General features: G+C 61.0%; 21 protein-coding genes and 1 pseudogene. 11 read left to right on the top strand and 11 right to left on the bottom strand.

Annotated elements, in window-relative coordinates:
- The first annotated feature begins 44 nt into the window (after positions 1–44).
- The 3 genes from HOV91_RS17400 to HOV91_RS17390 are packed head-to-tail and all read left to right on the top strand — an operon-like array spanning position 45 to position 2935.
- On the top strand, positions 45–1421 hold the full coding sequence (locus HOV91_RS17400; RefSeq protein WP_174186450.1) for a helix-turn-helix domain-containing protein: 1377 nt from the start codon (positions 45–47) through the stop codon (positions 1419–1421).
- A 43-nt stretch (positions 1422–1464) separates the two neighbouring features.
- A complete protein-coding gene (locus HOV91_RS17395) occupies positions 1465–2484 on the top strand; it encodes an asparaginase (RefSeq protein ID WP_217440625.1) in 1020 nt (339 codons plus the stop codon).
- Positions 2477–2935, top strand: a complete 459-nt coding sequence (locus tag HOV91_RS17390; protein WP_174186449.1) for a PPC domain-containing DNA-binding protein — start codon at positions 2477–2479, stop codon at positions 2933–2935. Before HOV91_RS17395 ends, HOV91_RS17390 begins: the two co-directional genes overlap by 8 nt.
- A gap of 135 nt (positions 2936–3070) precedes the next feature.
- Here HOV91_RS17390 and HOV91_RS17385 read toward each other — a convergent pair whose 3' ends face one another.
- Complete coding sequence (locus tag HOV91_RS17385; protein WP_174186448.1) at positions 3071–3373, bottom strand: hypothetical protein; 303 nt, start codon at positions 3371–3373, stop codon at positions 3071–3073.
- 270 nt (positions 3374–3643) lie between these two features.
- On the opposite strand from HOV91_RS17385, the gene HOV91_RS17380 reads away from it, so the two are divergent.
- A complete protein-coding gene (locus HOV91_RS17380) occupies positions 3644–4402 on the top strand; it encodes an HAD family hydrolase (RefSeq protein ID WP_217440624.1) in 759 nt (252 codons plus the stop codon).
- Positions 4403–4425: 23 nt separating this feature from the next.
- Here the strand turns inward: HOV91_RS17380 and HOV91_RS17375 are convergent, their stop codons facing one another.
- From HOV91_RS17375 to HOV91_RS17335, 9 genes are all read right to left on the bottom strand, one after another.
- Entirely contained in the window at positions 4426–5502 is a 1077-nt protein-coding gene (locus HOV91_RS17375) for a pyridoxal phosphate-dependent aminotransferase (protein ID WP_174186447.1), read from the bottom strand.
- A gap of 21 nt (positions 5503–5523) precedes the next feature.
- Positions 5524–5958: a RidA family protein gene (locus HOV91_RS17370; RefSeq protein ID WP_174186446.1), complete on the bottom strand. Its 435-nt coding sequence runs from the start codon at positions 5956–5958 to the stop codon at positions 5524–5526.
- Positions 5959–5993: 35 nt separating this feature from the next.
- On the bottom strand, positions 5994–6668 hold the full coding sequence (locus tag HOV91_RS17365) for a GntR family transcriptional regulator (protein ID WP_174186445.1): 675 nt from the start codon (positions 6666–6668) through the stop codon (positions 5994–5996).
- Between the two features lie 5 nt (positions 6669–6673).
- Positions 6674–8326 carry a flavin monoamine oxidase family protein gene (locus tag HOV91_RS17360; protein ID WP_174186444.1) on the bottom strand — a complete coding sequence of 551 codons (1653 nt, stop codon included), beginning with the start codon at positions 8324–8326 and terminating at the stop codon, positions 6674–6676.
- On the bottom strand, positions 8268–9215 hold the full coding sequence (locus HOV91_RS17355) for a 2-phosphosulfolactate phosphatase (RefSeq protein WP_174186443.1): 948 nt from the start codon (positions 9213–9215) through the stop codon (positions 8268–8270). Before HOV91_RS17355 ends, HOV91_RS17360 begins: the two co-directional genes overlap by 59 nt.
- A gap of 136 nt (positions 9216–9351) precedes the next feature.
- Positions 9352–9774, bottom strand: a complete 423-nt coding sequence (locus HOV91_RS17350) for a GlcG/HbpS family heme-binding protein (RefSeq protein WP_174186442.1) — start codon at positions 9772–9774, stop codon at positions 9352–9354.
- A gap of 283 nt (positions 9775–10057) precedes the next feature.
- Entirely contained in the window at positions 10058–11380 is a 1323-nt protein-coding gene (locus tag HOV91_RS17345) for a hypothetical protein (protein WP_174186441.1), read from the bottom strand.
- Positions 11377–11589, bottom strand: a complete 213-nt coding sequence (locus tag HOV91_RS17340; RefSeq protein WP_174186440.1) for a hypothetical protein — start codon at positions 11587–11589, stop codon at positions 11377–11379. The genes HOV91_RS17345 and HOV91_RS17340 overlap by 4 nt, the downstream gene beginning before the upstream one ends.
- 167 nt (positions 11590–11756) lie before the next feature.
- Entirely contained in the window at positions 11757–12173 is a 417-nt protein-coding gene (locus tag HOV91_RS17335; protein WP_174186439.1) for a hypothetical protein, read from the bottom strand.
- Positions 12174–12336: 163 nt separating this feature from the next.
- Between HOV91_RS17335 and HOV91_RS17330 the strand changes: the two genes are divergently transcribed.
- From HOV91_RS17330 to HOV91_RS17325, 3 genes and pseudogenes are all read left to right on the top strand, one after another.
- Positions 12337–16443, top strand: a complete 4107-nt coding sequence (locus tag HOV91_RS17330; protein ID WP_174186438.1) for a hypothetical protein — start codon at positions 12337–12339, stop codon at positions 16441–16443.
- 87 nt (positions 16444–16530) lie between these two features.
- Positions 16531–16737: pseudogene (locus HOV91_RS41080) on the top strand (hypothetical protein); the annotation flags it as partial.
- Between the two features lie 222 nt (positions 16738–16959).
- On the top strand, positions 16960–17370 hold the full coding sequence (locus HOV91_RS17325) for a hypothetical protein (protein ID WP_174186437.1): 411 nt from the start codon (positions 16960–16962) through the stop codon (positions 17368–17370).
- Between the two features lie 125 nt (positions 17371–17495).
- On the opposite strand, the gene HOV91_RS17320 is transcribed toward HOV91_RS17325, so the two are convergent.
- Positions 17496–18482, bottom strand: a complete 987-nt coding sequence (locus HOV91_RS17320; RefSeq protein WP_174186436.1) for a hypothetical protein — start codon at positions 18480–18482, stop codon at positions 17496–17498.
- A 154-nt stretch (positions 18483–18636) separates the two neighbouring features.
- On the opposite strand from HOV91_RS17320, the gene HOV91_RS40830 reads away from it, so the two are divergent.
- From HOV91_RS40830 to HOV91_RS17300, 4 genes are all read left to right on the top strand, one after another.
- On the top strand, positions 18637–19926 hold the full coding sequence (locus HOV91_RS40830; RefSeq protein WP_174186435.1) for an OmpA family protein: 1290 nt from the start codon (positions 18637–18639) through the stop codon (positions 19924–19926).
- A 61-nt stretch (positions 19927–19987) separates the two neighbouring features.
- Complete coding sequence (locus HOV91_RS17310; protein ID WP_174186434.1) at positions 19988–21439, top strand: hypothetical protein; 1452 nt, start codon at positions 19988–19990, stop codon at positions 21437–21439.
- Positions 21440–21441: 2 nt separating this feature from the next.
- The gene (locus HOV91_RS17305; RefSeq protein WP_174186433.1) at positions 21442–21690 is read left to right on the top strand and encodes a hypothetical protein; all 249 of its coding nucleotides are present in this window, start codon (positions 21442–21444) and stop codon (positions 21688–21690) included.
- Positions 21687–21893, top strand: coding sequence for a hypothetical protein (locus tag HOV91_RS17300; RefSeq protein WP_174186432.1), 207 nt, complete (start codon positions 21687–21689; stop codon positions 21891–21893). Before HOV91_RS17305 ends, HOV91_RS17300 begins: the two co-directional genes overlap by 4 nt.
- Positions 21894–22078 lie beyond the last annotated feature (185 nt).

Here is a 22078-nt window from a genome sequence, read left to right as displayed (position 1 = left end):
TCGACATCGTGGGGCGGGCGCCGGATCATCTGCACGGACCATCCGTGAGCAACAGGTTCGGAGTCGAGCTGCGACGACGGCGGGAAGCCGACGGCTATTCGCTCGCCAACCTGGGCCGACTCGTGCACGTCAGCGGCGACCTGATCGGTAAGATCGAGAAGGGGCAGCGGACGGCGAGCCCTGACCTGATCCGGCGACTGGATGACATCCTCGTCGCAGCGGGGGCTCTGGTTGAGTCAGTGCACCCGCAACCTCGGGCAGAGGGCGTCGTGCTCACCACCAAACACGCTGCCGCCGCTATTGTATGGGCGCGAAAGCCGCGCCGTCCGTTGGGGCAGATCGCCATCGAGACCCCGGCTGGGGAACGTTTTGCTGGCACGACCATCCCGGCCCTCGTTCTGCCTGCCGACAGCAAGGGCGAGCGCATTCTTCTTGACGGCGGATCGCAGCGGGTTCGCGATCACACCCGCATCCGGAACGGACTTCTGGTCGCTGCCGTCGAAAACAACGGGTCTTCGCGGTACTTCGGGCTCGCAGCCAGGAGCGGTCGACAGCAGGAACTGCTGCTGCCGCAGGCATATGAACTCGACGAGATAACGATGGGGATGCTATGGGCCGTCAGCAACCTCGATGAGGGCCTGCTCGATAGCGACACCGAACTCGACGCAGCGATCGCTGTACGTCATGTCTATGACAGCACGACGGCTTCGGCGGTCAGCCGAGACGACGCGTTGTCCCCGGTTGCCCAAATGTGGCTTGGTTCCGACTTCTGCGCCCGCCACATTCTCCGGCACGCTGATCGGCTCGGCCAGACACCGTTTTACTGGACGGCGGAGCGAACCGGCGAAGAGGCGAGTGCCTGGCTACTGTTTGCACACAAACTCGAATACCTACAAGAGACGGCCGCGCGCCATGCGGCCGGCGCGCCATCGACCCGGGCCTTCCACGTCCCACCCGAGCCATCCGGATCAATGCTGCCGGAACGGATTCTGCTGCTCCTTGCCGCAGCGTTGATGGAATCGTTCCGCATTCGAGTCGTAGTCTGCCCGGACCCGCTGTTCGATGACACGCCCGGATTCGTCTTGGACCCTGGCGCGAGAGCCATACTCGCCAACTGGGTGCGAAGCGACGACGTCTGGTTGGTGGATGTCACCGACAAACGAACCACCGTCCGTCAATTCGCCGACGTAGTTGGGCACGCCACGGCTCACTCGGCGATCGACGCGCCAGAACCTCTCCAGCGCCTGCACCGCCTTGCCCAGTACCTCGATATCGACTGGAACTGGGTCACCCGCAGATGCCGTGGGCTGGCCAGTACAGGCATAGCTGGACTGGTCCGGCCGAGGAGCCGCCTATTGTCCCTGGCGGGACTCGAACGGGCCTGTGCCTTCCTCGGCATGGCGGCGACTGCGGGCCGATAGTCTGGCTGGCGTGTCGAACCCTAATAGATTCGGCCGGGTCGTCGTGTTCGGGCTCGGTGGAACGATTGCCATGACGCCAACCGACTCGGGTGGGGTCGCTCCCAATCTCACAGCCGAACAGCTCGTCGCCGCCGTGCCAGGGTTGGACGGCACTGGAGTGAAACTGGACGTGGTGCAGTTCCGGCAGATCCCCGGGGCCTCGCTAAGTTTCGCCGACGTCGCCGCGCTCCAGAAGGCCATCTCCACGGAACTGCCACACGCCGCGGGCGTCGTCGTGACGCAGGGGACCGACACCATCGAGGAGACCAGCTACTTGCTCGACCTCCTGCACGATCGGCCCGAACCCGTGGTTGTAACTGGCGCGATGCGCAACCCGAGCATGGCCGGAGCCGACGGCCCGGCCAACCTCCTCGCCGCAGTCCAGGTAGCCGCGTCCCCACAGGCGCGGGAGCAGGGTTGTGTGGTCGTATTCGCCGACGAAATCCACGCCGCCCGCCGCGTCCGTAAGGCCCACACCACCCGCTGCGCCGCGTTCGAATCACCGAACGGCGGCCCACTCGGCTGGATCTCAGAGGGCCACGTGCACTTGGCTAATCGCTTATCCTTCCGAACCTGGCTGCCCGCACCGCCGACCGACAATGTTCGTGTGGCCCTGCTGCCCATCTCGCTCGGCGACGACGGTACGGTCCTGGACGCTGTCGCCGACCATGTCGACGGGATCGTCGTGGCCGCCGTCGGAGCCGGACACGTACCAGCCCCCCTGGCTCCCCGCCTCGGGGCGATCGCCAAAACTAAACCGGTAATCCTGGCGTCCCGCACAGGCGGAGGCACCGTGTTGGCCGAGACCTACGGATTCCCAGGTTCCGAACGCGACCTGCTCGCTCGCGGCCTCATCTCCGCCGGGTTCCTCGAGCCAGTCAAGGCCCGACTGCTGCTGCACACCCTGATCTGCAACCAAGCCGACCGCGACACCATCGCGTCAGCCTTCGCTGCATCCGGCGGCTACGCCGATCCGACTTCATGGCCCTGGGCCACGCTAACGGCAGGTGCAGACAATGCGTAGCACCGAAGTCAACATCGGCAGAACGTTTTTGGTGGTGTTCGACCATGGCGACGATTTTTTTCTCGCGCTGCAGGACTTCTGCCGCTCCAACAGCGTCAAGCAGGGATTCATCCCGTCCTTCATCGCCGGATTCTCCGAGGTCTCCATCGTAGGCACTTGCGAGAAACTCGAAAACCCCGCGGCCCCAGTCTGGTCCAAAGTCCAGCTCACCAACGTCGAAGCGTACGGCGGCGGCACCCTCGCCTACGACCCGGACCACGACACAATCCGACCGCACATCCACGTCGCAGTCGGTCTCAAGGAGCACAGCGCCACCGGCCATACCAGCCATCTCCTCGACGCCTCAGTTCAGTTCCTGACCGAGATGATGCTCATCGAAGTAACCTCTCCCGACCTGAGACGCCTCCCACGCCCGGATCTCTTCGACGTTCCGCTTCTCCAATTCGATTGACGGGTAGACCGTGCATGAAACCTTCTTGACATACCCAGTCAAGTGGACTGCACTCGTCGATAGCGCTGTGGCTGAAGCGGACTCCGCACCGTGACGCGACAACCGCAGAAGCGCGGTTGTCCAGGCGGACACGGATCACGGCCTGATCGGCAGCCTGGCGCTCGCTGAGATACCCGGACGCCGGCGTGACGGCGCTAGCGGCGACTCCTCTGCCGCGCTGGCCCGGTAGATGCCATAGGCAAGATTGGCCTGCCCATCGGTCAGAAAGAGCTGGTCGAGCCGGATGTCGATGGTGCCGATTGCCGATGAGCGCGGCGGCGACGTCGTCGTCGATGGCGAAAGTCTTATGGCAGCATCGGTCTGCCACTGCAATTCGCAGCGTTCAAGGTAGCTCGTCACCGCGGCGAGGGTGCTGGGACCGCCGGTGTACCAGCGCATGAGTTGGTCGTCCTCGCCGGCCAGATGTGCTCGGCATCAGCCACGGCAATGGGACATAGCCTGATCGTGCCATCGGTGAGGTTCGGGTCACAGACGCAGTGTGACGAGGCGATCCAGCTGAATGCCACTGGCCTTTCCGTTGTTCAGGCGTTGTGGAATCCCTGTTGTCACCATCTGTCCGGGATGCATACTTGCTTTATCCTTCAGAGGGAAAGATCTTGTGTATGACACGCGTGCGATAGGTCCTGATTTTCGGATGGAGTCATTTTTGTGAACATCTCAGCGCCGCTGGCGGACCAGCAGCCACATACCTTAGTGCTGTGGGATATTGACCACACATTGATCGAATCGCGAGGTGTCGGTCCGGCCGTTTATCGACGTGCTTTCAGAGCAGCGACTGGCAGGAACCTGCAAGATCTGGTTATCGTACCGGGATGGACCGAACTCGCAATTACGGCAGAGACGTTGCGAACGAACGGACTTGAAGTTTCCGATCAGACCATCTCAGCTTTGATCGGGCGGCTGGTGGAAGAGTTTCGACGGGCACGGGTCGAGCTGGCGACTATTGGGCGTGAACTACCCGGAGCGAGCGAGATCCTGAAGTGCCTGTCCGCCGAGCCCGCTATCCATCAAACTGTTCTTACGGGTAATGTCCGGGCGGTTGCACAAGTAAAGTTGGAGGCCTTCGATCTCGACAGGTTTGTCGACCTGGAATCTGCCGCCTTCGGCGACGACGGCTATGACAGAGCAGCTCTGGTATCGGTTGCTCAACATAGGGCAGGACTTCGAACTGGTGTCACCTTTTGCGGGGAGACAACGGTGATAATCGGAGACTCTGTCGAAGATATCCGCGCAGCACGAAAGGCACAGGTGCGGGCGATTGGAGTGGCGACGGGTGCAAGCACGCTTGATGAACTAAGATATGCTGGTGCCGACGACTTATTGCCTGATCTGTGCGACCATGCACGCGTTAGGCGACTTATACTTGGGGACGTGCGAGCCACTCGCGTCTTCGGTTTTTCAGAATAGGAACGTGTGACGTTAGGCGCCGATCACATAAGTAGTTCGTCCGCTTGGCTAGCCAGCAACTTCAGAGATATCTCAAGAGCGCTAGTAGACGCGGTAGCCGATATCCGAATCGTACCGGGTGAGTCGAAAAGCGAACCCGGTACGACAGCGATCGATGTGTTCACAAGTACCATCTTGCAGAACTCAGATACGTCGATAGCATTCACCACTCTTATTAGAACGTACCCTGATCGACTGAAGTCAATTGGCTCAAACCCGGGCGTCGCATTCGCCCAGCGTACGATAATCTCCCTGTTCATATCCACGAGATGTCGGGAGTTCGATATCACATCTTTCGTCTCGGATAGTGCTGAGAATGTCAGTGCACTATGAAGATGGCCGGGTTGGCCATGCATTGTTTCATCCGAGGTGGCGACATCCAAAATGAAATCCCGATTGGCCAGTAACCAACCTACCCGAAGCGCACCCAGCCCATAGCATTTCGATAGTGATCCGCAAGTGATCACTGTCTTGCTCGTTGGATCGAAAGCTGTTCCGGCGTCAGGGTCGGCGAAGTCGCGGAATACCTCGTCGACGAGTAGAACTGCCCCGTACTCTGCGCATGTCGTACTCAGACTGTCCAGCTCGAGGTCCGTCAGATATCGGCCGGAAGGGTTATGAGGATTTGTTATGCAAACCATCTGCACACCTTCGGATAATGTTCTCCTGATAACTTCATCTCGAAAGGACCAGTCACCCGAAACCGTCCGGTCGATCGGGACTGCCTGGATTCGGAGTGCGGCGGCGACGCTGGCAAAATTCTTATATGAAGGAGTTTCGATCGCGACGCAAGGGTGCTCGAACTGTCGGGACAGCGCAGCGAGTCCAAGGGACACGCCAGCACTCGCTCCGCGGCTCAGCCACACGTGTTCGGGCGAGGTTCCGTACCGATCGGCTACTGCAACCCTACCTATCTCCTGGTCACTGACTCCTGCCGGAACGTTACGCAGAATTGAGTCGATGAGCTGAGAGTTCTGCGGCAGTCCAGAGGAGGCGAGGTCGTACGCTGCAACTCCGGTGACACTGCGAATATATTTCAAGTAGTCTGCGACGTCGGTCATGGCCTTCCTTGTCAAGTGATATTAGGCCGAATAGACTGCCTTCAGGACGACCGGTACGTTGCGCACCAATGACGACGCACCGATGGCCGCCCTTGTGTGCACCCCGCATTCCCCGAATACACGCTCGAAAAGATCCGATGCTGCGTCAGCAATTTCGCTTTGAAAACCAAAGCCTGACTGTGCATTGCAGAAGACCATTACGTCCACGACATCTGTGACCTCATCCAGGTTTATCACAGTTCGAAGGCAGCCGAGTGAGTTCGCGACGCACCATTTCGCCGCGTCCTTGGCCTGTTCGAGGCTTACGTTGCGTCCGATCCTCCCGACGTATTCGACACCACTGGCCATTTTGGGAGTGACGGACGATACGTAGATGAGGCTGCCAATTCGTTTAGCTGGAGAGAAATTGTTGGCAGGCGTGACGTTCGTGGGTATCGGATACCCCAAGTCCATCATGACTTCCGCTACTCGGGAGCTGGGGCGCCGATCGGTCATTCGGTCACCGCCGAAATATTGAGCCGCCCGGCGGTTGCCAGCAGGTGCTGTGTAGCCAGCTCGCGCGCACGTTGCTCGTCACCAGCTTCGATGAAGTCAACGAGGTCAGCGTGCTCATGCGCGACCAGTAGCATGACATGCCTACTGTGTAGGGCTCCGACGCCGATCACTCGTTGGAGATCCTGCCATGTTCGCATTATCCGGGCAGCATGGATGAAACGAGCACGTTCCGCGAGAAGGCAATGGAATTCTGCCGCGTGGTCCATAAATAGTATCCGCTCGTCGGCTACGGCTGCTCGTCGTTGTGCGTCGATCTCTTGTCGGAGGGCATCGATATCCTCGTCCGTTGCAATTCTCGCTAATTGTTCTGCAACGCGACTTTCCACGTCGTGTCTGATGGCAAGGATCTCGGAGATTTCATCCTCCGTGATCACTCTGACTACAATGGTGCGGCCTCCGCGGCGCTCCAGAATCCCTTCGGCCTCAAGATTTGAAAGAGCTGAAGCGATATGCCGCCGCGGTATTCCGAGTCGAGATGACAATTCACCGGGATCGACGGTCTCGTTTCCTTTGATTACGCCGGCTTGCAGGAGTCTTCGGATTGTATGCTGAGCATCCTGAACTTCCGCCGTGTTTACGCCGAACTTGAAGTGTGCGGTGAACCATGTCACTTGTATCACCCTTCCAATGTGCGGGGAGGAGCAGCGAGAACTTCTATTACCGCATCGAGAGCTGCTTGCACTGCGCCTTGAATCCAGGCGTGGATGACCGATGTGTGCTCGCCAGCGAAGAATATTCGTGGCGAATCCGCCGGATGAGGCGCGACCAGGCTCGCTTGGTAACGGTCGTGTTCGCCCGGTGCAAAGTAGGCGAAGGCTCCGCCGCCGGGGTTACGCTCGGTGTCCCACGAGACATGTACGACGTCGTCTACTTGGTCTCGAAGCCCTGGATGGAGGATATCCATCGCGCCCAACACCTCCTGGGCACGCTCCTCATTCGAAAGAGCTGCCATCCGGCGCGAGTTCGCTTCCCAGGTGTATGAGGCTGTGAGCACTCCTGGTGATCTGGACATTTCCGATGATCTCGGACCCCATATCCGCGGGGCATGGGCGTACTCTTCGCCGCGTGCCTCAGATCCTGTCGGTCCCGCGAGGAGATCATCGCCCAGAGGCATCGCATTATCCGAGGGGTACCAACACTGCTGGAATGTTCGATCCGAAAAGCTCCCTCCCCCGAATATTTGATCGGCGGATTCCCAAAGCCGCCTTTTCACATGTATCAGTACCTTCGAGGCACTTGCGTAGTAGAGACCGTTCAGTGCCCTGGAGTGGTCGATGGGTAGTGGTGGATCAAAGGCGATACGGGCAAGTTGAGGCGCCGGCACTGCGCAGATGACGTAGTCGAACTCGTGCTGACGGCAGCCATTGATCGTCAATGTCGTGGAACCTGCGTCTGTTCGGATCGCGTCAACCCTACTGTTCAGGTTGATGGCTCCATCGACCGACGTGGCCAGTGCTGAAACTAGCTCGGACATACCGCCTTCTAGCTCGATCTGCTCAACGCGAAGGAGGCCGAAATAGTCGATCAGCGTTTCGAGAAATGATGCACGTTCGTACTGGATCATGCCGGTCGTGTGTCCAATGTACTCGATTGCTTCTTTGGACAGGTGCGTCGTCTCGAGGTATTGGCGTAGCGACATCGCGCCGAAGTCGCGACTGTGTCCGGTCAGGGTCGGGCCGAACATCTGCCACTTTTCAGGAGTTGACAGGTTCGCCATCGCCACGAACATGGCATCGTCGAACAGCCTGATCGGATCCCGTATTTCGCGCGGAGCCAGTCGGAAATGTTTCGTCAGGAGTTGCCAGTCTTTGATCCGTAACTTCTGGTTGCGGATCAGGTAGTATGCCATAGGATTCGTGTTCACGAATGGTCGGCAGTTCAAGCCGAATTGGCGGATGTAATGTAGTGCACAGTCGTGGTGTGAAGGTATGCGCATAGCGCCGAGTTCGCCGATCGTACCGTCGTAGAATTTGTGCGTCTTAAGGCGACCCCCCAGACGGGTATCGGCCTCGTAGAGGGAGACCGCATGCCCCCGCTGGCCCAGCTCATAGGCGGCGACCAGACCTGATATTCCGCCACCGACTATTGCGATGCGTTTTCGCGCTCCGGGGAGGTCGGCGTTCGTGAGCTCGTGGTGCGGGAACCGCATGACATCTTCGATCGAGAAGGGATGTCCGTTTGAGGAGAGGTGTTTCAGTCGTGACGACAGGTTAGTCATTGTTCTTCGCTCCCGTACGGCTATTGTCAGGAACCAAGAAGGGGTGGTCATTCGTGGCGAGCTTCAATTTGACCGCCGCCATGTCGTCCCAGAGACGTCCCTGCATGCCGATCCCGGCGACGGCCGCTTCGATGTCGCCGCCGTGTCCAATGTCTGTCAGTAGTCGCCCGACTTGCTGGTTGCGGAGCTTGGCGATCAGTTCTTCTGTGGCGAGGCAGCCTTCGCGCAGGTACCAGCGGGCCGCCATCAGCATGTGCTGGGCGTCGTCATCAATTTCATGCTCCGTAGCGAAGCCCCGCTTGATAAGGTCAGAAATAGCTATTCCGCACGCGATGCTGTCCTCCATGGAGCCGCTGCCGTAGAACCCTCCACAGGACAGCCATATGCGGTCGGGGTGATAAGAAAGGACTGCCTCGACGGTGCTTTCGATGTTTGCCAGGCACATCACGTGAGCCGACTTGAGGCCAGCGTGCATCATCGACTGTATTGCCTTCGAACCGTTCGAGGAAAAGAAGCGAAGGAGCTTGCCCTCGAAAGCTGCTGGTCGAACCTCTCTGGGCGAATTTCCGATGACGCCGTCGATAGGGTTTCCGTCTGCGTCTACACCGCGGATCGGACGGCCGTTCAATTCCCCCCCATAAATCCACTCGCCGGGCTGTATGGGCAGGGGATTGGGGGGTATGAAGGGGTAGTCTCCTGTCTTAGGCTTGACATCAACGTATACACCACGGCATCCCGCGCCGGTGATCGCGACGAGGCTCGTGGTTGCGCGGAGTACGTCGACGATTACACCTGAGGTGGCCGATGCGTCGAAGTGTGGAAAGTGTTGTCTTTTGTCATCGAATGCCGCAGGCGCAAGTGATCCGAATATCTTAAATGACGAGAGTGAACCTCTCCATACCACGGATTCACTGGTGCCAACCGGTCCAGCTGATTTCAACCCGAACTCCGACTCGGTTATCGGCGGTTCACGACCGCATATCTACGCGCTGCCGCGCGGTGAGGGCTTGGAAGATTTTGCGAGACCGTGTGGCCTGGGAGGCGCACCACTGGGTGCGCCTCCGACCGCGATGCGGCTATACGTCGGTGTCGCAGCCCAGCTTGTCGAGAACTGCGCGTCCGATTGCGGCATCTTGATCGACGGTTCCGCCGGCGATCCCGATGGCTCCACATACCGCACCGTCAAACTTCAGCGGGAATCCGCCCGGAACATTGGTCAGCAGATTCCCGGCGGCCAGCGGCAGGGTGAGCGCCAGCTCCTGCGGCATCCATCCCGTTGCCTTCCGGGTCGACGCAGCAGTGTTCGCCTTGCGACGGCTCGTTTCGGCGCTGTGCGCGGTTGCACCGTCCGCCTTGACGAAGGCGATGAGGTTCATCCCCGGGTCGACTACCGCTACCGACACCGGAACTCCCTGTTCGGCACCTTTGGCGAGTGCTGTAGTTACTGCTTCGATGGCGGCGTCGACAGTCACGACCGCCTGCTGGCGAATGTAAGTCACGTGTATTTCTCCTTGGATTTAGGTCGCACATGCGGCGAGTAATCTCGAGCCGGGCATGGGGCGATTGGCATTATTGTACCATGTTTTGTATTGATATGAAAGTTTCTGCCGCCCTGCACCTCCCTGGCTCGACGAAAAACACGTCGATCTCTTGATAGCCGCCGAGCTCTTGTGCGGGACGCAACGGCGGTCTATGAGCCCGTGGCGACGGTTAACTGAACGAGGTGTCCTGATTCATGGAGGTCACCTTGCCCAGAGGGCGTCCATAGACCGTTCTCGCTGGTCAAGGGCATGTTCTCGCGGATAGTTTCGTCGACTCCCGGATGGCGTCAGGCTGGCGACCGAAAGCCGAGCCGGAGCGGTGGTCTCTGGTGCGTGGTACGAACGAATCGAGCAACCGCGCGAGTTCGGGATCAGCGCTGCTCGATTGGCCTACCCATGCTCGGATCTGGTCTCGCAATTCGTTGCTTCGCGCTGTGAGTTCGGCGTACCAGCGGGTGTTCTCGGCCGACTCGTACCATGCGGGCCCCGCCGCGATGATCGTCGGGGCGAGATCACGTGCGTAGTGGATGATGGCCATGATGTTTAGCGCCAAGATCGCCTCCCGCACCAGGGGATCGGCGTATTCGGGTGCCACCAGTGCAGGGTCGACACCACGAATGGGTCTTTCGCCGTGGCGGTGTCGTCGGGCATGGGGACGAGCGCTCCGGCCGAAAGTGGTAGGGCTGCTCTTGCTTCCGGAGATCATGCTTTCGAAAGCGATGATGGCCTCGTGATGGAGGAATGTTCGATCAGGATCTCCGGGCAGCACCCCACGGAGGGCCGATCCGTTGTTGCTGTGAGAGGGATCGAGGTGAAGCGCATATCCTCGCTTTGAGCCAGGGTGAGGATCCTTCGGCGACGCGGCAAAGAACATCAGATGCCCGGAGAAGGTTGTCAGCGGGTAGGCCGCCGCCAGCATCTCCTGGATGCTGCCCTTGAGGCCGCTGTCCACCAGACGCACCTCTGTTCCTTCCGCGGTGATCTCGATGCCGCAGAGGCGGAAGTACATCGTGAGGTCTCGCAACGCGAGTCCTGGATCGGTCGGCACCGCCGACCGCTTGCGGAACGGTTCAGCAGCCGGAAAGGTCTTGCCCTCGCGATCCTCGAGTTCACGTAGCGCAGCGTCGACCAAGGGGCGCGGCAAGTACATGGCGACACAGTGGCGCGCGTAGAAGTCCGGCAGGAGCGCACCGAGAACGAAACCCAGCACGAACCCGTCCCTGCCTGCAAAGACGATCTTGACGTTCGGATTCTCGGCGACCGCGTCGATCAGATCTTCGACCATGTCGACGACGACCTTGAGGATGAACGGCGCCAGGTGATGGCGGGCGAGGCCGTAGGTTCGGCTGAGGACGCGCACCTTCTCCGTGCTGTCGATGTGGAAGGCACGGAGGAAACCCTCAACGGCAGGCGGTTCCAAGCCGAGGCACATCGGGGTGACGTCTGCAGGCAGGATGCTCGCAGGATCGAGCCACCAGTTGACCTGATCAGTATGCCCGGCGCCGTTCAAAAGGAACGCCCCGCAGGCCGGGCACTGCGGAGCGTTCTGGTTGGGCTGGGTCACGCTTGGACGACCTGCTGCAGCCACATCTTGGTGGCCTCCATCAGGTTGATGGCCAGCATCACCATTTGTCGGCAGAGCTCCGGGGCGACCGCCATGTGGTGCTCTGCTGTTTCCAGCAACTCGGCAACGGTTTCGTTGACGGCCTCCAAAACGGTGTTCACCAGGTGGGCGGAGATCGGGAGGGAGTTGGCATGATGCAATTTATCCATTAACTCAGGATGGGAATTTATCCATCCCGAATTCGTCCACCATGGACAGGTGGTGGACAGATCGTGGACAGATCCGTTCTGCCTGCGTAGGTACGGATAAATGGTAATGCCCACTCCTTGTTGGAGTGGGCATGGTGGCGCAACAGGGTAATGGATTTATGCTGTCGTCACTCGGCGCTGATCGGCATGCTGGCGAGCAGCCGACCGATTTGCTCGAGGTCGGATACGTGACTGTATGGCTGGTAACCCGATATCGTGATGCGGCGCAGTGGCCGTGGCACAGTACGTACCTTGCCGTCGTGACCCGGGCCTATGAAGTCGAGTTCGGACGAATCCCTCAGCGCACTGTCGATGATGGCGAGCAGAATGTACGGCCGCAGCTCAGAGAACAATACCTTGGCTTCCTCCGAGTCGAGCGGATCGACATGATCGTTGACCCACTGATCGAACAGATATTGAAGCCCGCCGGTATCTCTGTGGCTCGACGGTCCGTAGATGTCCCGATCGAAACCCCGGACCCACACGAGGAATTCATCCCGAAATTCTATCACTTCGCGTGCGAGGTCAGTTCCGTCTGAAACCATGACTCCGCAGTCTCTCAAATTTACCATTCGCACTTACCTCGTTTCGTGTAAGTTGCGCCTTTGTAATTTATAAAGCAAATTCGAGAATTTGCAAGCGATAGCAGTTTGATGGGCATATTTCAAACTGCCCACTCCTGGCCGGACACGAGCTATCGTGTCGATCGTGTACGTGGACATCGACACCGCGCGAGGGGATGCGCTCGACGAGCTTCGCCTTCTCGCAACCAACGACGTGGGGGCTTCGGCAGGTGCGTTGTCCAGTTGTCAGTCGCTACGGGAGCACTTGGCTCGCATGGTCGGCATCCCGGAAAAGGGGGTCGACGGTGAAGCGGCCCGGGTGATCTTGGCTTGGGTGGTCGAACAGGTCCGAGCCCGCGAGCCCATCGAGACCGATCGCGTCACACCATGTGAATGGGATGCGCCGCTCGTTATCGGTGCGCTGATCGACCCGTTCTCGCCAGTACCACGCTCTTACCGGGAACGCCTCGAAGCTGCCCGTTGCGCTGTCGACGACAGCCGTGCCTGGAAAGATATCAAGCGCTACAGAGCCTTGAAGGAAAGCTTGAAGGAACACCCGGAAAATCCGGGAGCTGACTTCGTTCGACAATTCCTGGGCACCGTGGATCGTGTGTTATCCGACCAAGACGCTCCGATTCAAGATTTGCATATCAGACTCGAACACCCCGAGCGCCCGGGGAAATCTGACATCGGCGATGAGGAAAGCCCGGTGAGGCCAGAGGAGGCGTTGGATAGCGACAGCTCGCGGGCAGAAGTTACAACGTCCAACGAGCCCAATTCCCTGTCGCTCGCAAGTTCAGTCCTTCGTCGGTCACGACAGTTTTCCGATGACCTCGGTCAGCTTCTACGGGCGGATGACGGGTCGTCGCTACATGTGCGACGCGACATCGAAGATGGGCTCATCGAAAGGCTTCTCGCTGTCGAACAACCCGCTGCGCTTATCGTAAAAGGTGCTCCCGGGCATGGAAAATCCACGTTATTGTGGTCGATCAGCAACCAGCTTTCACAATATGGCAAAACACCTTTATTGATCTCGGCTAACTGGCTGGCAGGCGCAGGCGCCCTCGCGATGTCGGAGCTGGTGACAGCTCTTCGCGCCGTCGAGAATGCCGTACTGCTGTTGGACACCGCTGATCTGCTCCTTCACGCCGACGACACCAGATTTGCGCTGCTCGACATGCTGACATTGCTCACCGATGAGCGTGTTCCCTGGGTGCTCACCAGCCGACTCGAGGAAGCCGCATTACTACCCCGGAAGGTCGGCAGGGACGTGCTTCTCGGGGCCTATGGGGTCGATCGGGAGTTGCGTGAAGCTGTGAGTCGTCTGATCACACAGTATTGCCCGCAGTCCCTTCATCCCGGCAGCGTTGGTGAAATCCGGGACGCTGTTGCACGGGATCTTCCGGTCGCGCCAATCTGTACGAGCCCACTGCTGCTTCGCCTTCTGTTCGAGCTGGCGGCTCCAGAATTCCCCACCTTCCAGGAGTTGGATGTCACCGGGCTCTTTCTGAAGTACTGGATACGCCGGGTCGAAGCAGACCTACGTGCTGGAGTCGCTCGGCCAGCGGGCAAGGAAGCGCAGCTTGATCTCTCGTACCGGGCTGGCGGGTTCGGGCTGGCGCTCCTCGCAGAGGGCAAGCCCGAGGTGTCACGTGACGTGATGGTGGGTGTCGCGGAAGACATCGCGACACATTGGCGGAAGGCAGACGCAATCGGCGTCGGTGACGGGGCGGAGGTACTTATCCGGCGGGGGGTGTTGGTGTACCATCACGGCGATCTCGGATTCCTGCACCAGACGTTGTTCGAGTTCGCCGCCGCTCAGGGGCTCATCGCGCGAGGCGCTGAAGATGAGATCCCTGTGATTGCCAGACGACTTCAAAACGATCCCACTGATCTATTCGTCGGCGCGGTCTACGAGCAGTTCCTGATCTTGCTGGGCCGTAGGAAAAGTGCCAGCACCTCGGTATCGGCCGCAACCCGAGCGTTACTGCACAGCGAGCATGCCACACTGCGCGGGATCGGTTTAGCTGTATGGGCGCACCATCCGCATCTCATTGCCGATCACGCCGAGCTGTGCCAGTCGCTTCCGGCCGAGGAACTACGCCGGTTTACAGAAATCGCACCGACGGTGGCCCACCCGAACAACCGTCCGCTGTTGTCGGTGCTGGAGAGCTTTTGGCTGGCGGGGGACCGCGGCTCGAGAATCTTGGTCGCCGAGATCCTGGAGCGTCTTGCACGACGTGCGCCGGCCGACGTGACCCCAGTGGTGCAACGTCTCAACTGCGTGGAGTACCTCGTTCACGAGCATCTCGGAGGTGTACGAGCGCAACCAACAGTCGCCGACTTGGTCGGTCACCTCGCCAGCGCCGACCCACCATTCGCGCGACAAGCAATCAACCTCATAGCGACCGAGTTCCGGCGCAACGGCGTCGGCTGGGATGCGCTGAACCGGCTGCTCGGCGTCATCGCACGCCCAGAGGTATGGCAACATGTCGGCACCGAGGAGTTCCTTGGCTCGCTCGAAACTTGGTTCGACCCCCCAGGATCCGAGTCGCCCAAGGAACAGACCCCAGCCCAGCAACGTGCAGCACGCCGCGCACGCAGGGGTAACCGCGCAATGCGAAACAGTCTGGGCGCCGTGTACGCCCAGAGCTGGCGGCAACTACTCGACGGATCCGAGCCCGGTGGAACTGCCCATCAGTGGACCGAACTGGTCACAGCTGCCTGCACGGCGCTGGAGGAGGACGGTCAGGACGTGCTCACCGGGGCGAAAACAATCGGCCTGGCGCTGATCCTGAGAGAACAGACGGTCCCCACCCTGGTCGGTGACAGTCTTCAGCGACTGTTCGCAATCGAAAGCCAGAACGCACAACGCGAAATCGGCAAAGGTCTGTTCCCGTTGCTGCTGGCGACACCCTCGATCGCTAGAACACTACTTGTAGAACGGTTTTCATCCGAGCTCGACAAATTCTCGTCAGCCAGCACCTGGCCAGCGGTTATCAGAGACTGCCTCATGCGCGACGACGTCCCCGCCGACGTGACCGAACTGATACTCAACGCCAGTACCGTAGCCAGACGTCGCAGCATGTGGTTCGACGAGGAGAGGCTTCTCAAGCTCACACCGAAGGCCGCGACCGCCGGTGTGCCCGAGGCCATCACTTTTCTGTCCGAAATTGCGGATGATCCCCAGCAACTGTCGCTGAATTCCCAAGGACTGCTGCTCGACACCTGTGGCAAGGTCGCTCTCGGTGACCCCTCACTGACACCTGTCGTGGTGGGACTGGCACTGGCGAAACGGCGCACGGCACACTTGGAGCAACTCGCGAATCGGCCTGACGCAGCAGCACACCTTCGCGCCCACCGTGTAGCGCTCAATCTGCTCATCGACCAAGTCATGTCCGGAACAGCCCAGGACCAAGCAGGCGCAGTCCGTTTGTGGCAAGCGCTCGTTCGTACCGGCGCGCTGCGACCCGATATCCAGCGCATCGTTGATTCGTACAAGTCGACAACCTTCCCCGAAGTGAAAGCTGCCCTGTTGTCACTGGCCGCGACAGCCGTCCGCGAGGATCCGGCCCAAGGCGATGTCGCGGTCGCGTTGTTCGGGACAGTGCTGCAACTCGACAGGAACGAGCCACCAGAGATCGTCCCGACTTCTGCGGGCCAGCAGGAGCAGCCCCAGGTGTTGGAAGCAGCACGCCGGGCATGGCTCGACGCGCTTGCAGCACAGCCGCAAGCAGATCCGACGAGCTGGGCGGTCGTCCGTGCATTAGTTTTCCGCCCGGCCTTCGTCGCCCGCGACGAAGATAAGGACAACATCGCCGGGATCGCCAACGTCTCCCAGTACATAACAAACCTAGTCGTTAGCGGGTACGTCGATGAGGGCATCGAGACCCTGATCGACGCGATTGTCGCCCTCGGTAGCGGCCCGTACCGGCCCAAGCAGCAGACGAACGCGGGAAACAGATGGATCCGCGCGATCGACAAGGTCGTGGAGGTGAGCTACCCGAACCAGGTCCGCCGGTTGATCGCGAGGATCCCTGACTTCCCGTCGACCTTAGGGCAACTGGTGATCACCACGATCCTTCGCCAGGACTACTTGCAGTTCGCTGCGGACTTCGATGCACTGCTGCGTGGTCCACTACCGGACCGGACCGCACGCCACCTCCGGAAGCACATGCAGGCACAGGCCCGCCAGTTCGGATCAAAGCCCTTCGGTGAAATTATCTGGATGCCCGCCCATTTCGATGGATAGACGCTGATCAGAGCTCATTCGCCGACCCGGCCCTTTCCGCCCGGGATATCATCGCTCTGTTCGATCCTGCTGACCGGAGACGGATTGATGCCACGCCCGCAACGCCCTCTTGACCCGTCCGCTGGCCCGATTCAAGCATTTGCTGCCGAACTGCGCGAACTCAGAGCTCAAGCAGGCAATCCGAAGTACCTTCAGATGCAACGTATGTCGGGACGATCACGGACGGCCTTGTCGGAAGCCGCTGGCGGCGATCATTTGCCGACATGGGAGACGATCGAGGCTTTCGTCAGGGTATGCGGTGGGGACACGACAGCCTGGCGGATCAAGTGGGAACGCGTTCGCGATGCGGTCGAGCCGGAAATCACCCCTGAGCTCCCTCCAGCGATAAGCCCCCCGGACCCCGAGGGCGAGACAGACCGAGCCGAGGAACCCCATGATCGAACGACCGGAGAACTCACGTCGGAGTCACCTGCCAGCCAGGCCGAAGTGCTACTTCCTATGTGGCAGGAGCAGCGAATGCAAGGACGTCAGTCCGAGAACCACCGGGCGATCATGACCATGCTCGTGGTCATAGGCGCGATTGGCGGCATGACGTACATTGCGCTGCAACATGACAGCCACATGATCAGTGCGGCCGTATCGCTCGCCGTCTGCCTACTCGGGTTGTTCGGCGCCCTGATCTCGGCCAAATACTTCGAACGCTTCAAGATGCACATGGACGCCGCGCAGCTTCTCCGACGCCGCCTGAACGACCTCTATCCTCGCCTGTACCTCGAAGATGACTGGGCGGCAAACCGGCGCCAGCATGAAAGCAAATACAAGGTGCTCTCGTGGATTCGGCTCGAGCACCTGTGGGTCCTCGCGCACCTGGGCATCGCCACGCTCGGCGGCGTGGTCGCAGTCCTGGAGCTACTCGCCGAAATCTAGCCCTCCCGCATTTATCCCCAATGCTGTATCATGTCGCCCGACAGGATGCTGAGTTCGCGTACCCTTCTGCGGTTAGTACCTGTTGTAATGCCAGGTAGCGTAGGAGACATGGTCGTGGTCCCCGATCAGATAATCGGGAGACCAAGAGCCTGCCGAATCAGTTGCACTGCAGCCTGCAACGCCAAGCTGTGGACTTCATGGTCGAGCATGGCATACGCGCGGGCATCTGCTGGCTTGCCACCGAGTACGACGGCGTCGTTTTCGGCCCGATGAGTAAACCAATACTCCTTGGCCGTTCCTCCGGTAAACGCCAGCGGAATTACTGGGATTCCATACTTATCCGCAAGTTTCGCCTCCTCCGCTGTTCCTTTGGAGCCACCGAACAGAATGGCCAAACGCGAAATGCGCAGCATCTCCCGCCGCTTCTCAAAGGCATTGATGCCGAAGTACGTCAGGGTACCGATCGGGCGGTCGGCCTGAGTAGGTTTGCCGGCGTTGGCTTGGGCAAAGAGCATGACGCGTGTGGGTGCGTAGATACCTTTGGCGGCCAACGCATCCGCCATCGCGTATGCGATCCTACGGCCGGGCAGCGCGGAACCGGACACGATCGTGACTGGCAGCTCGGCAAGCGCGACACCGAGTTCGGCGGCATCGCGGTCCCAGATCGGGTCGGTGTAGTTGCCTCCGATGAAGATCCGCTGGGTCGCGGGCTGCGTACGAAATGCCTCGGCAAGCTCGGCTGCAAGGTCGCCAATCACCCGTGCTCGCCGAGTCTTGAACTGCTCATCGGTGAAGCCAAGGTCGTGCTCACGGACATACGCGCGCCGTTGTTCAACCGTCTTGTCGTAGAACTCGGGTGTCGCGGCCAACACCGCCTCGGCGATGCGCCGGTCCACCGGATCGGCAATTGCCGTGATGAGCGAGCGCAACACAGTGACGACCCTCCGCGCGAGTTGCTCGCGGTACCGCGGGTCGGAAAGCCGAGTGTCATCGCCGAGCTGGCGCAGCACCACGTCAACACTCAGCATCCGGCCTTCCGATAGACGTCGTCCTCGTCGGCCGTACTGCTCCAGTGCTTCATGGAGTTGCGAGCGAGGATTGCTGCGGGTCATGTCGCCATCATGTTCCCACCTGGGGAAGTGCGCCATGAGTGCGGCAGCTACCCGCCAACTTTCCCACCAACTTCAGCGCCACCTTGCACGCCTGCTTTCTGACCTGCGAATTTCTAACGTTTCTTCCGGGGCTACAACGTCATCTGCCAGTGACGTGGACGGCTCGCATCCCATCAGCACACCCCGGAAGGCGGAATGCCGCATGTCTCATCACACCTATTTGAAGTCATCACCGGACACTGCTGTTTGCCAGCTTGTTTCGCGTCCGACTGCCTATTCGTTAGCGATACACGCAGTTCTTTCGCTGCTGACCCTATTCGTGAGCTTGCCCGCGTTCCTCAGCCTGATCGGCTGCACCGCGGTCTCGGCGGACGAGGTGCCCTCCACGATCACCGTCGCCGCCACCGCTACCAGCGCCGAACCCCGAGCCGCCCTGCCGGATTCGCTTGTCACCAAGCTGACCGACATGGCCAAGCAGTCCAAGCGCACCGGCGACGCCACCGTGCGTGTGGTGTCCTCGGCGACCGGCGAAATCACCACGAAGGACCTGACACCGCGCCGACCGAACGGCCAGGTGCAGCACGCCGCGGCCGACGCCGATCGCCAGATCACCGCCTCCGTGCGCGAACTAGCCAATGCGGTCGCGGACGCCCGCGCCGACCGGCCCGGCCTCGATCTCCTCGGGCTGCTCGACCGTGCCAGCCAGCTGCCCGGCGAGCTGCATGTCGTGTCCTCCGGCATCACGACGGTCGCGCCGGTCGATCTGCGCGTCGTCGGCTGGAACGCGAAAACCGACAGTGTCATCGACAGCATCGCCCGCCAGGGCCGCTTGCCTAGCCTGTCCGGCCGTCACGTGACGTTCCACGGTCTCGGTATCGCCGCCGGATCGCAGCAGGGCTTGCCACCTTTCGCTCGCACGCTGGTCGAGCAGCTGTGGGTGAGCATCTGCCAGCGCGCCGGGGCAGCCAGTTGCGTCGTCTCGCATGACACCCCATCCGCGGCGGCGCCGGTAGCCACCATGCCCGTACCCGTGATGCCGGTGCCGGACGCGATCACCGAGGGCAGCTGCCCAGTCTGGGCCAGCCTGAACGACGGCACACTCCACTTCGCGCCGGAGAGCGCGGTCTTGCCGGCCGAGGCCGACGATCAACTACGACCGATCGTGGACGCTATGTCTCGCTGCGACATCCAAGGCATCGATATCACTGGGCATATCGCGGACACCGGAACCGGGGACACCCGGAACAACCTGTCCGAGCGGCGGGCCCGTGCCGTGGCGGATCGCCTTGTGGCACTGGGGCTGCCGACCGAGCTGCTAGGCATCGTCTCCGGCCGCGACGCCCGCGAGCCGATCATCCCGAACTTCACTGACAACCACTTCGACGAGGCCAAGGCGCAGCAGAACCGCCGTGTCGAGCTGACCTTCCACCACGGCAGCCGCTGATGTCCCAACGCCGTGTATCTCCCCGGAATCCGTATCCCCTCACCAGATTGGAGCCAGCATCATGACCATCCAGCCCACCACGCCCACGAACGGAAATAGCGGGCACGTCGATCACGGCAAGGCGTTGCCCTCGGTGATCCCGACGCCGCCGGCGACCGGCGCCGGTGCAACATCACCGCCGTCCATACCCAAACGCGACATCGCCATGTCGTGGGTCTTCGGCAAGCCGATCCCGCGCAACTGGCTGCCGCAGGTGCTTGCGCTGGTCGATGAACAGCAGCGCATCGGCGAGCAGCGCGAGCCCGACACCTTCAGCCAGATGGAAGCCCTGGTGATGAGCAAGGGCATGTTGGCTGCCGAGGAAGCCCGCGAGCGCGGTGCCGATCAGCTCGGCCAGCTGGTGGACCAGGCCGCCGCGATCAAGGGCGAGATGGCGACGGTGCGAGCGGAACTCAATCGCCTGGACGAGCAGCCGGTGACCGGTATGAACGGCGACGTCATCACGGCCCGCGACGCCCGCGACCGGATGGCGAAGGTCAGCGCCACGATCACCGAGGAGCACGACGCGGGCAGTCTGAAGCACCGGCGAGTGCCGGTCTGGCTGCACCGCTTCGCCACTTGGGCGGCGCTGCTGGACTTCCCCGTGCTGCTGTACTTCTTGAGCCAAGTGTTCAACGTCGACCTGACCGGCATCGCCAGCGGGGACGGCGCGGCCTGGAGCGGGAGCGTGGTGCCGCTCGTCACGGCAGTCGTCTTCGCGCTGCTTGGCACCGCGGCCGTGGCCGTGGGTTTGAAGTTCTTCGGCCGAGAACTCAAGGGCTACAAGGACACTGACGGAGGCGTCGCGTTGCCTGCGGGCCCGGCGCGCATCGTGCCGCTGGCGTTCGTCATCCTGGCGACGACGCTCGCCATCGGGGCGGGGATCGTCATGGCCTACCGGATCATCAGCGACAGCGTGGCTGCTGGCGGCAGCACCACCGGCGCGGCGATCCTGGGCGTGTTCTTCGCGCTCATCGTGTTCGTGGTCAACGTGGTGGTGTTCGCGACCCGGTTCCGGGACGGCTCGCTCCAGACCGACGAGGTCGGGTATCTGGCGGCGCGGCTGGAGCCGATCGAGCAGCAGCGGGTGGCGCTGCATCGCCAGTGCGATGGTCTCGCCGCGCAGTTGCCGCCGCTGAAGCTGAAGGCCGAGCGAGTCTTCGCCGCCACGCTGGCCAAGCTGGGTGCGCCGATCAAGGGCGCGGACCAGCTCCGGCTGCTGGCTCGGTCGTACCACCAGGGGTCCGGACCGGAGGCGGAGTTCGCGTCGCAAGACAGCAGCCCGAACGGCAATCTGCTCCGGCCCAACGTCGGCGTCGACCGCTCCGTCCTCGTCGAGCTGATGGAGCGGCTGGACGAACTGGTGGCCGAGGACGGCAAGGCCACCACGGGCGCGACTGCGCCAAAGAGCATGGCCGTGGTACCGATCGCGCCCACCGAGGCGGACGACGACGATCTCGGCGGGGAGTGGTGAACATGAATACGCGAAACCACCGCGTTGTGCTGAACGAGCTTCAGCCCAGGGTGCCCCAAGGTGACGACATCGAAGCATGCAGTGAGCTGGTCAATTTTGTGGTCAGGCGTAGTCTGCGCCTGACCCGCGACATCCAGCGCTTGGCCGGACAACGCGACGATGCGGCACCGGCCAGTAGCCTGCTGGCTGTGGAGTTCAGCGCCATCGTGGCGAGCGAGGCGATCGACAGGGTGCGGCGGTGGCCTCGATGAGCGGTGACTCCCCTACTGACTTGGCCGAGTCGTTCAAGCGGGCCTGTGTGGCCATCCTGCTCGGCGTCGTCGCCATCTACTTCGCGGTCGCGTTGATCGAGTCGATGTGGCCGACGTTGGTGGTGATCCTGGGGGTGGTCGGCCTGATCGCGCTCGTCATCGGCGGCATCGTGATTTACCGAAAAATCCGTGCCGGATGGTAATCGAAATCCCATGCTTCTATCGCAAATGTTCACCTCTAACAGGGGCGTTCATATCGGTGTAGTGGTATTTGCAACGATCGTTGAGTTTTGCGCATGCGCAAAACATATTGGGGACAGTACTTTTGCGCACAAGCAAACAGTCGGAACCAGAACGCTAAACGCGTAATCGCTCATCAAAGTAATTC

Origin of the sequence: Nocardia barduliensis, from assembly GCF_013315795.1 — a bacterium.
Classification (GTDB): domain Bacteria; phylum Actinomycetota; class Actinomycetes; order Mycobacteriales; family Mycobacteriaceae; genus Nocardia; species Nocardia barduliensis.
Note: the sequence above shows the minus strand (reverse complement) of the source record. Positions and strands in the feature narration are given on the sequence as shown.

Bases quoted from the DNA above. Each gene is read 5' to 3' on its own strand.
- HOV91_RS17340 (WP_174186440.1), bottom strand. From the start codon at position 11,589: ATGGATAAATTGCATCATGCCAACTCCCTCCCGATCTCCGCCCACCTG.
- HOV91_RS17305 (WP_174186433.1), top strand. From the start codon at position 21,442: ATGAATACGCGAAACCACCGCGTTGTGCTGAACGAGCTTCAGCCCAGG.
- HOV91_RS17360 (WP_174186444.1), bottom strand. From the start codon at position 8,326: ATGACCACCCCTTCTTGGTTCCTGACAATAGCCGTACGGGAGCGAAGA.
- HOV91_RS17320 (WP_174186436.1), bottom strand. From the start codon at position 18,482: ATGACCCGCAGCAATCCTCGCTCGCAACTCCATGAAGCACTGGAGCAG.
- HOV91_RS17310 (WP_174186434.1), top strand. From the start codon at position 19,988: ATGACCATCCAGCCCACCACGCCCACGAACGGAAATAGCGGGCACGTC.
- HOV91_RS17375 (WP_174186447.1), bottom strand. From the start codon at position 5,502: ATGACCGACGTCGCAGACTACTTGAAATATATTCGCAGTGTCACCGGA.
- HOV91_RS17300 (WP_174186432.1), top strand. From the start codon at position 21,687: ATGAGCGGTGACTCCCCTACTGACTTGGCCGAGTCGTTCAAGCGGGCC.
- HOV91_RS17325 (WP_174186437.1), top strand. From the start codon at position 16,960: ATGCAAGGACGTCAGTCCGAGAACCACCGGGCGATCATGACCATGCTC.
- HOV91_RS17385 (WP_174186448.1), bottom strand. From the start codon at position 3,373: ATGCGCTGGTACACCGGCGGTCCCAGCACCCTCGCCGCGGTGACGAGC.
- HOV91_RS17370 (WP_174186446.1), bottom strand. From the start codon at position 5,958: ATGATGGACTTGGGGTATCCGATACCCACGAACGTCACGCCTGCCAAC.
- HOV91_RS17390 (WP_174186449.1), top strand. From the start codon at position 2,477: ATGCGTAGCACCGAAGTCAACATCGGCAGAACGTTTTTGGTGGTGTTC.
- HOV91_RS17335 (WP_174186439.1), bottom strand. From the start codon at position 12,173: ATGGTTTCAGACGGAACTGACCTCGCACGCGAAGTGATAGAATTTCGG.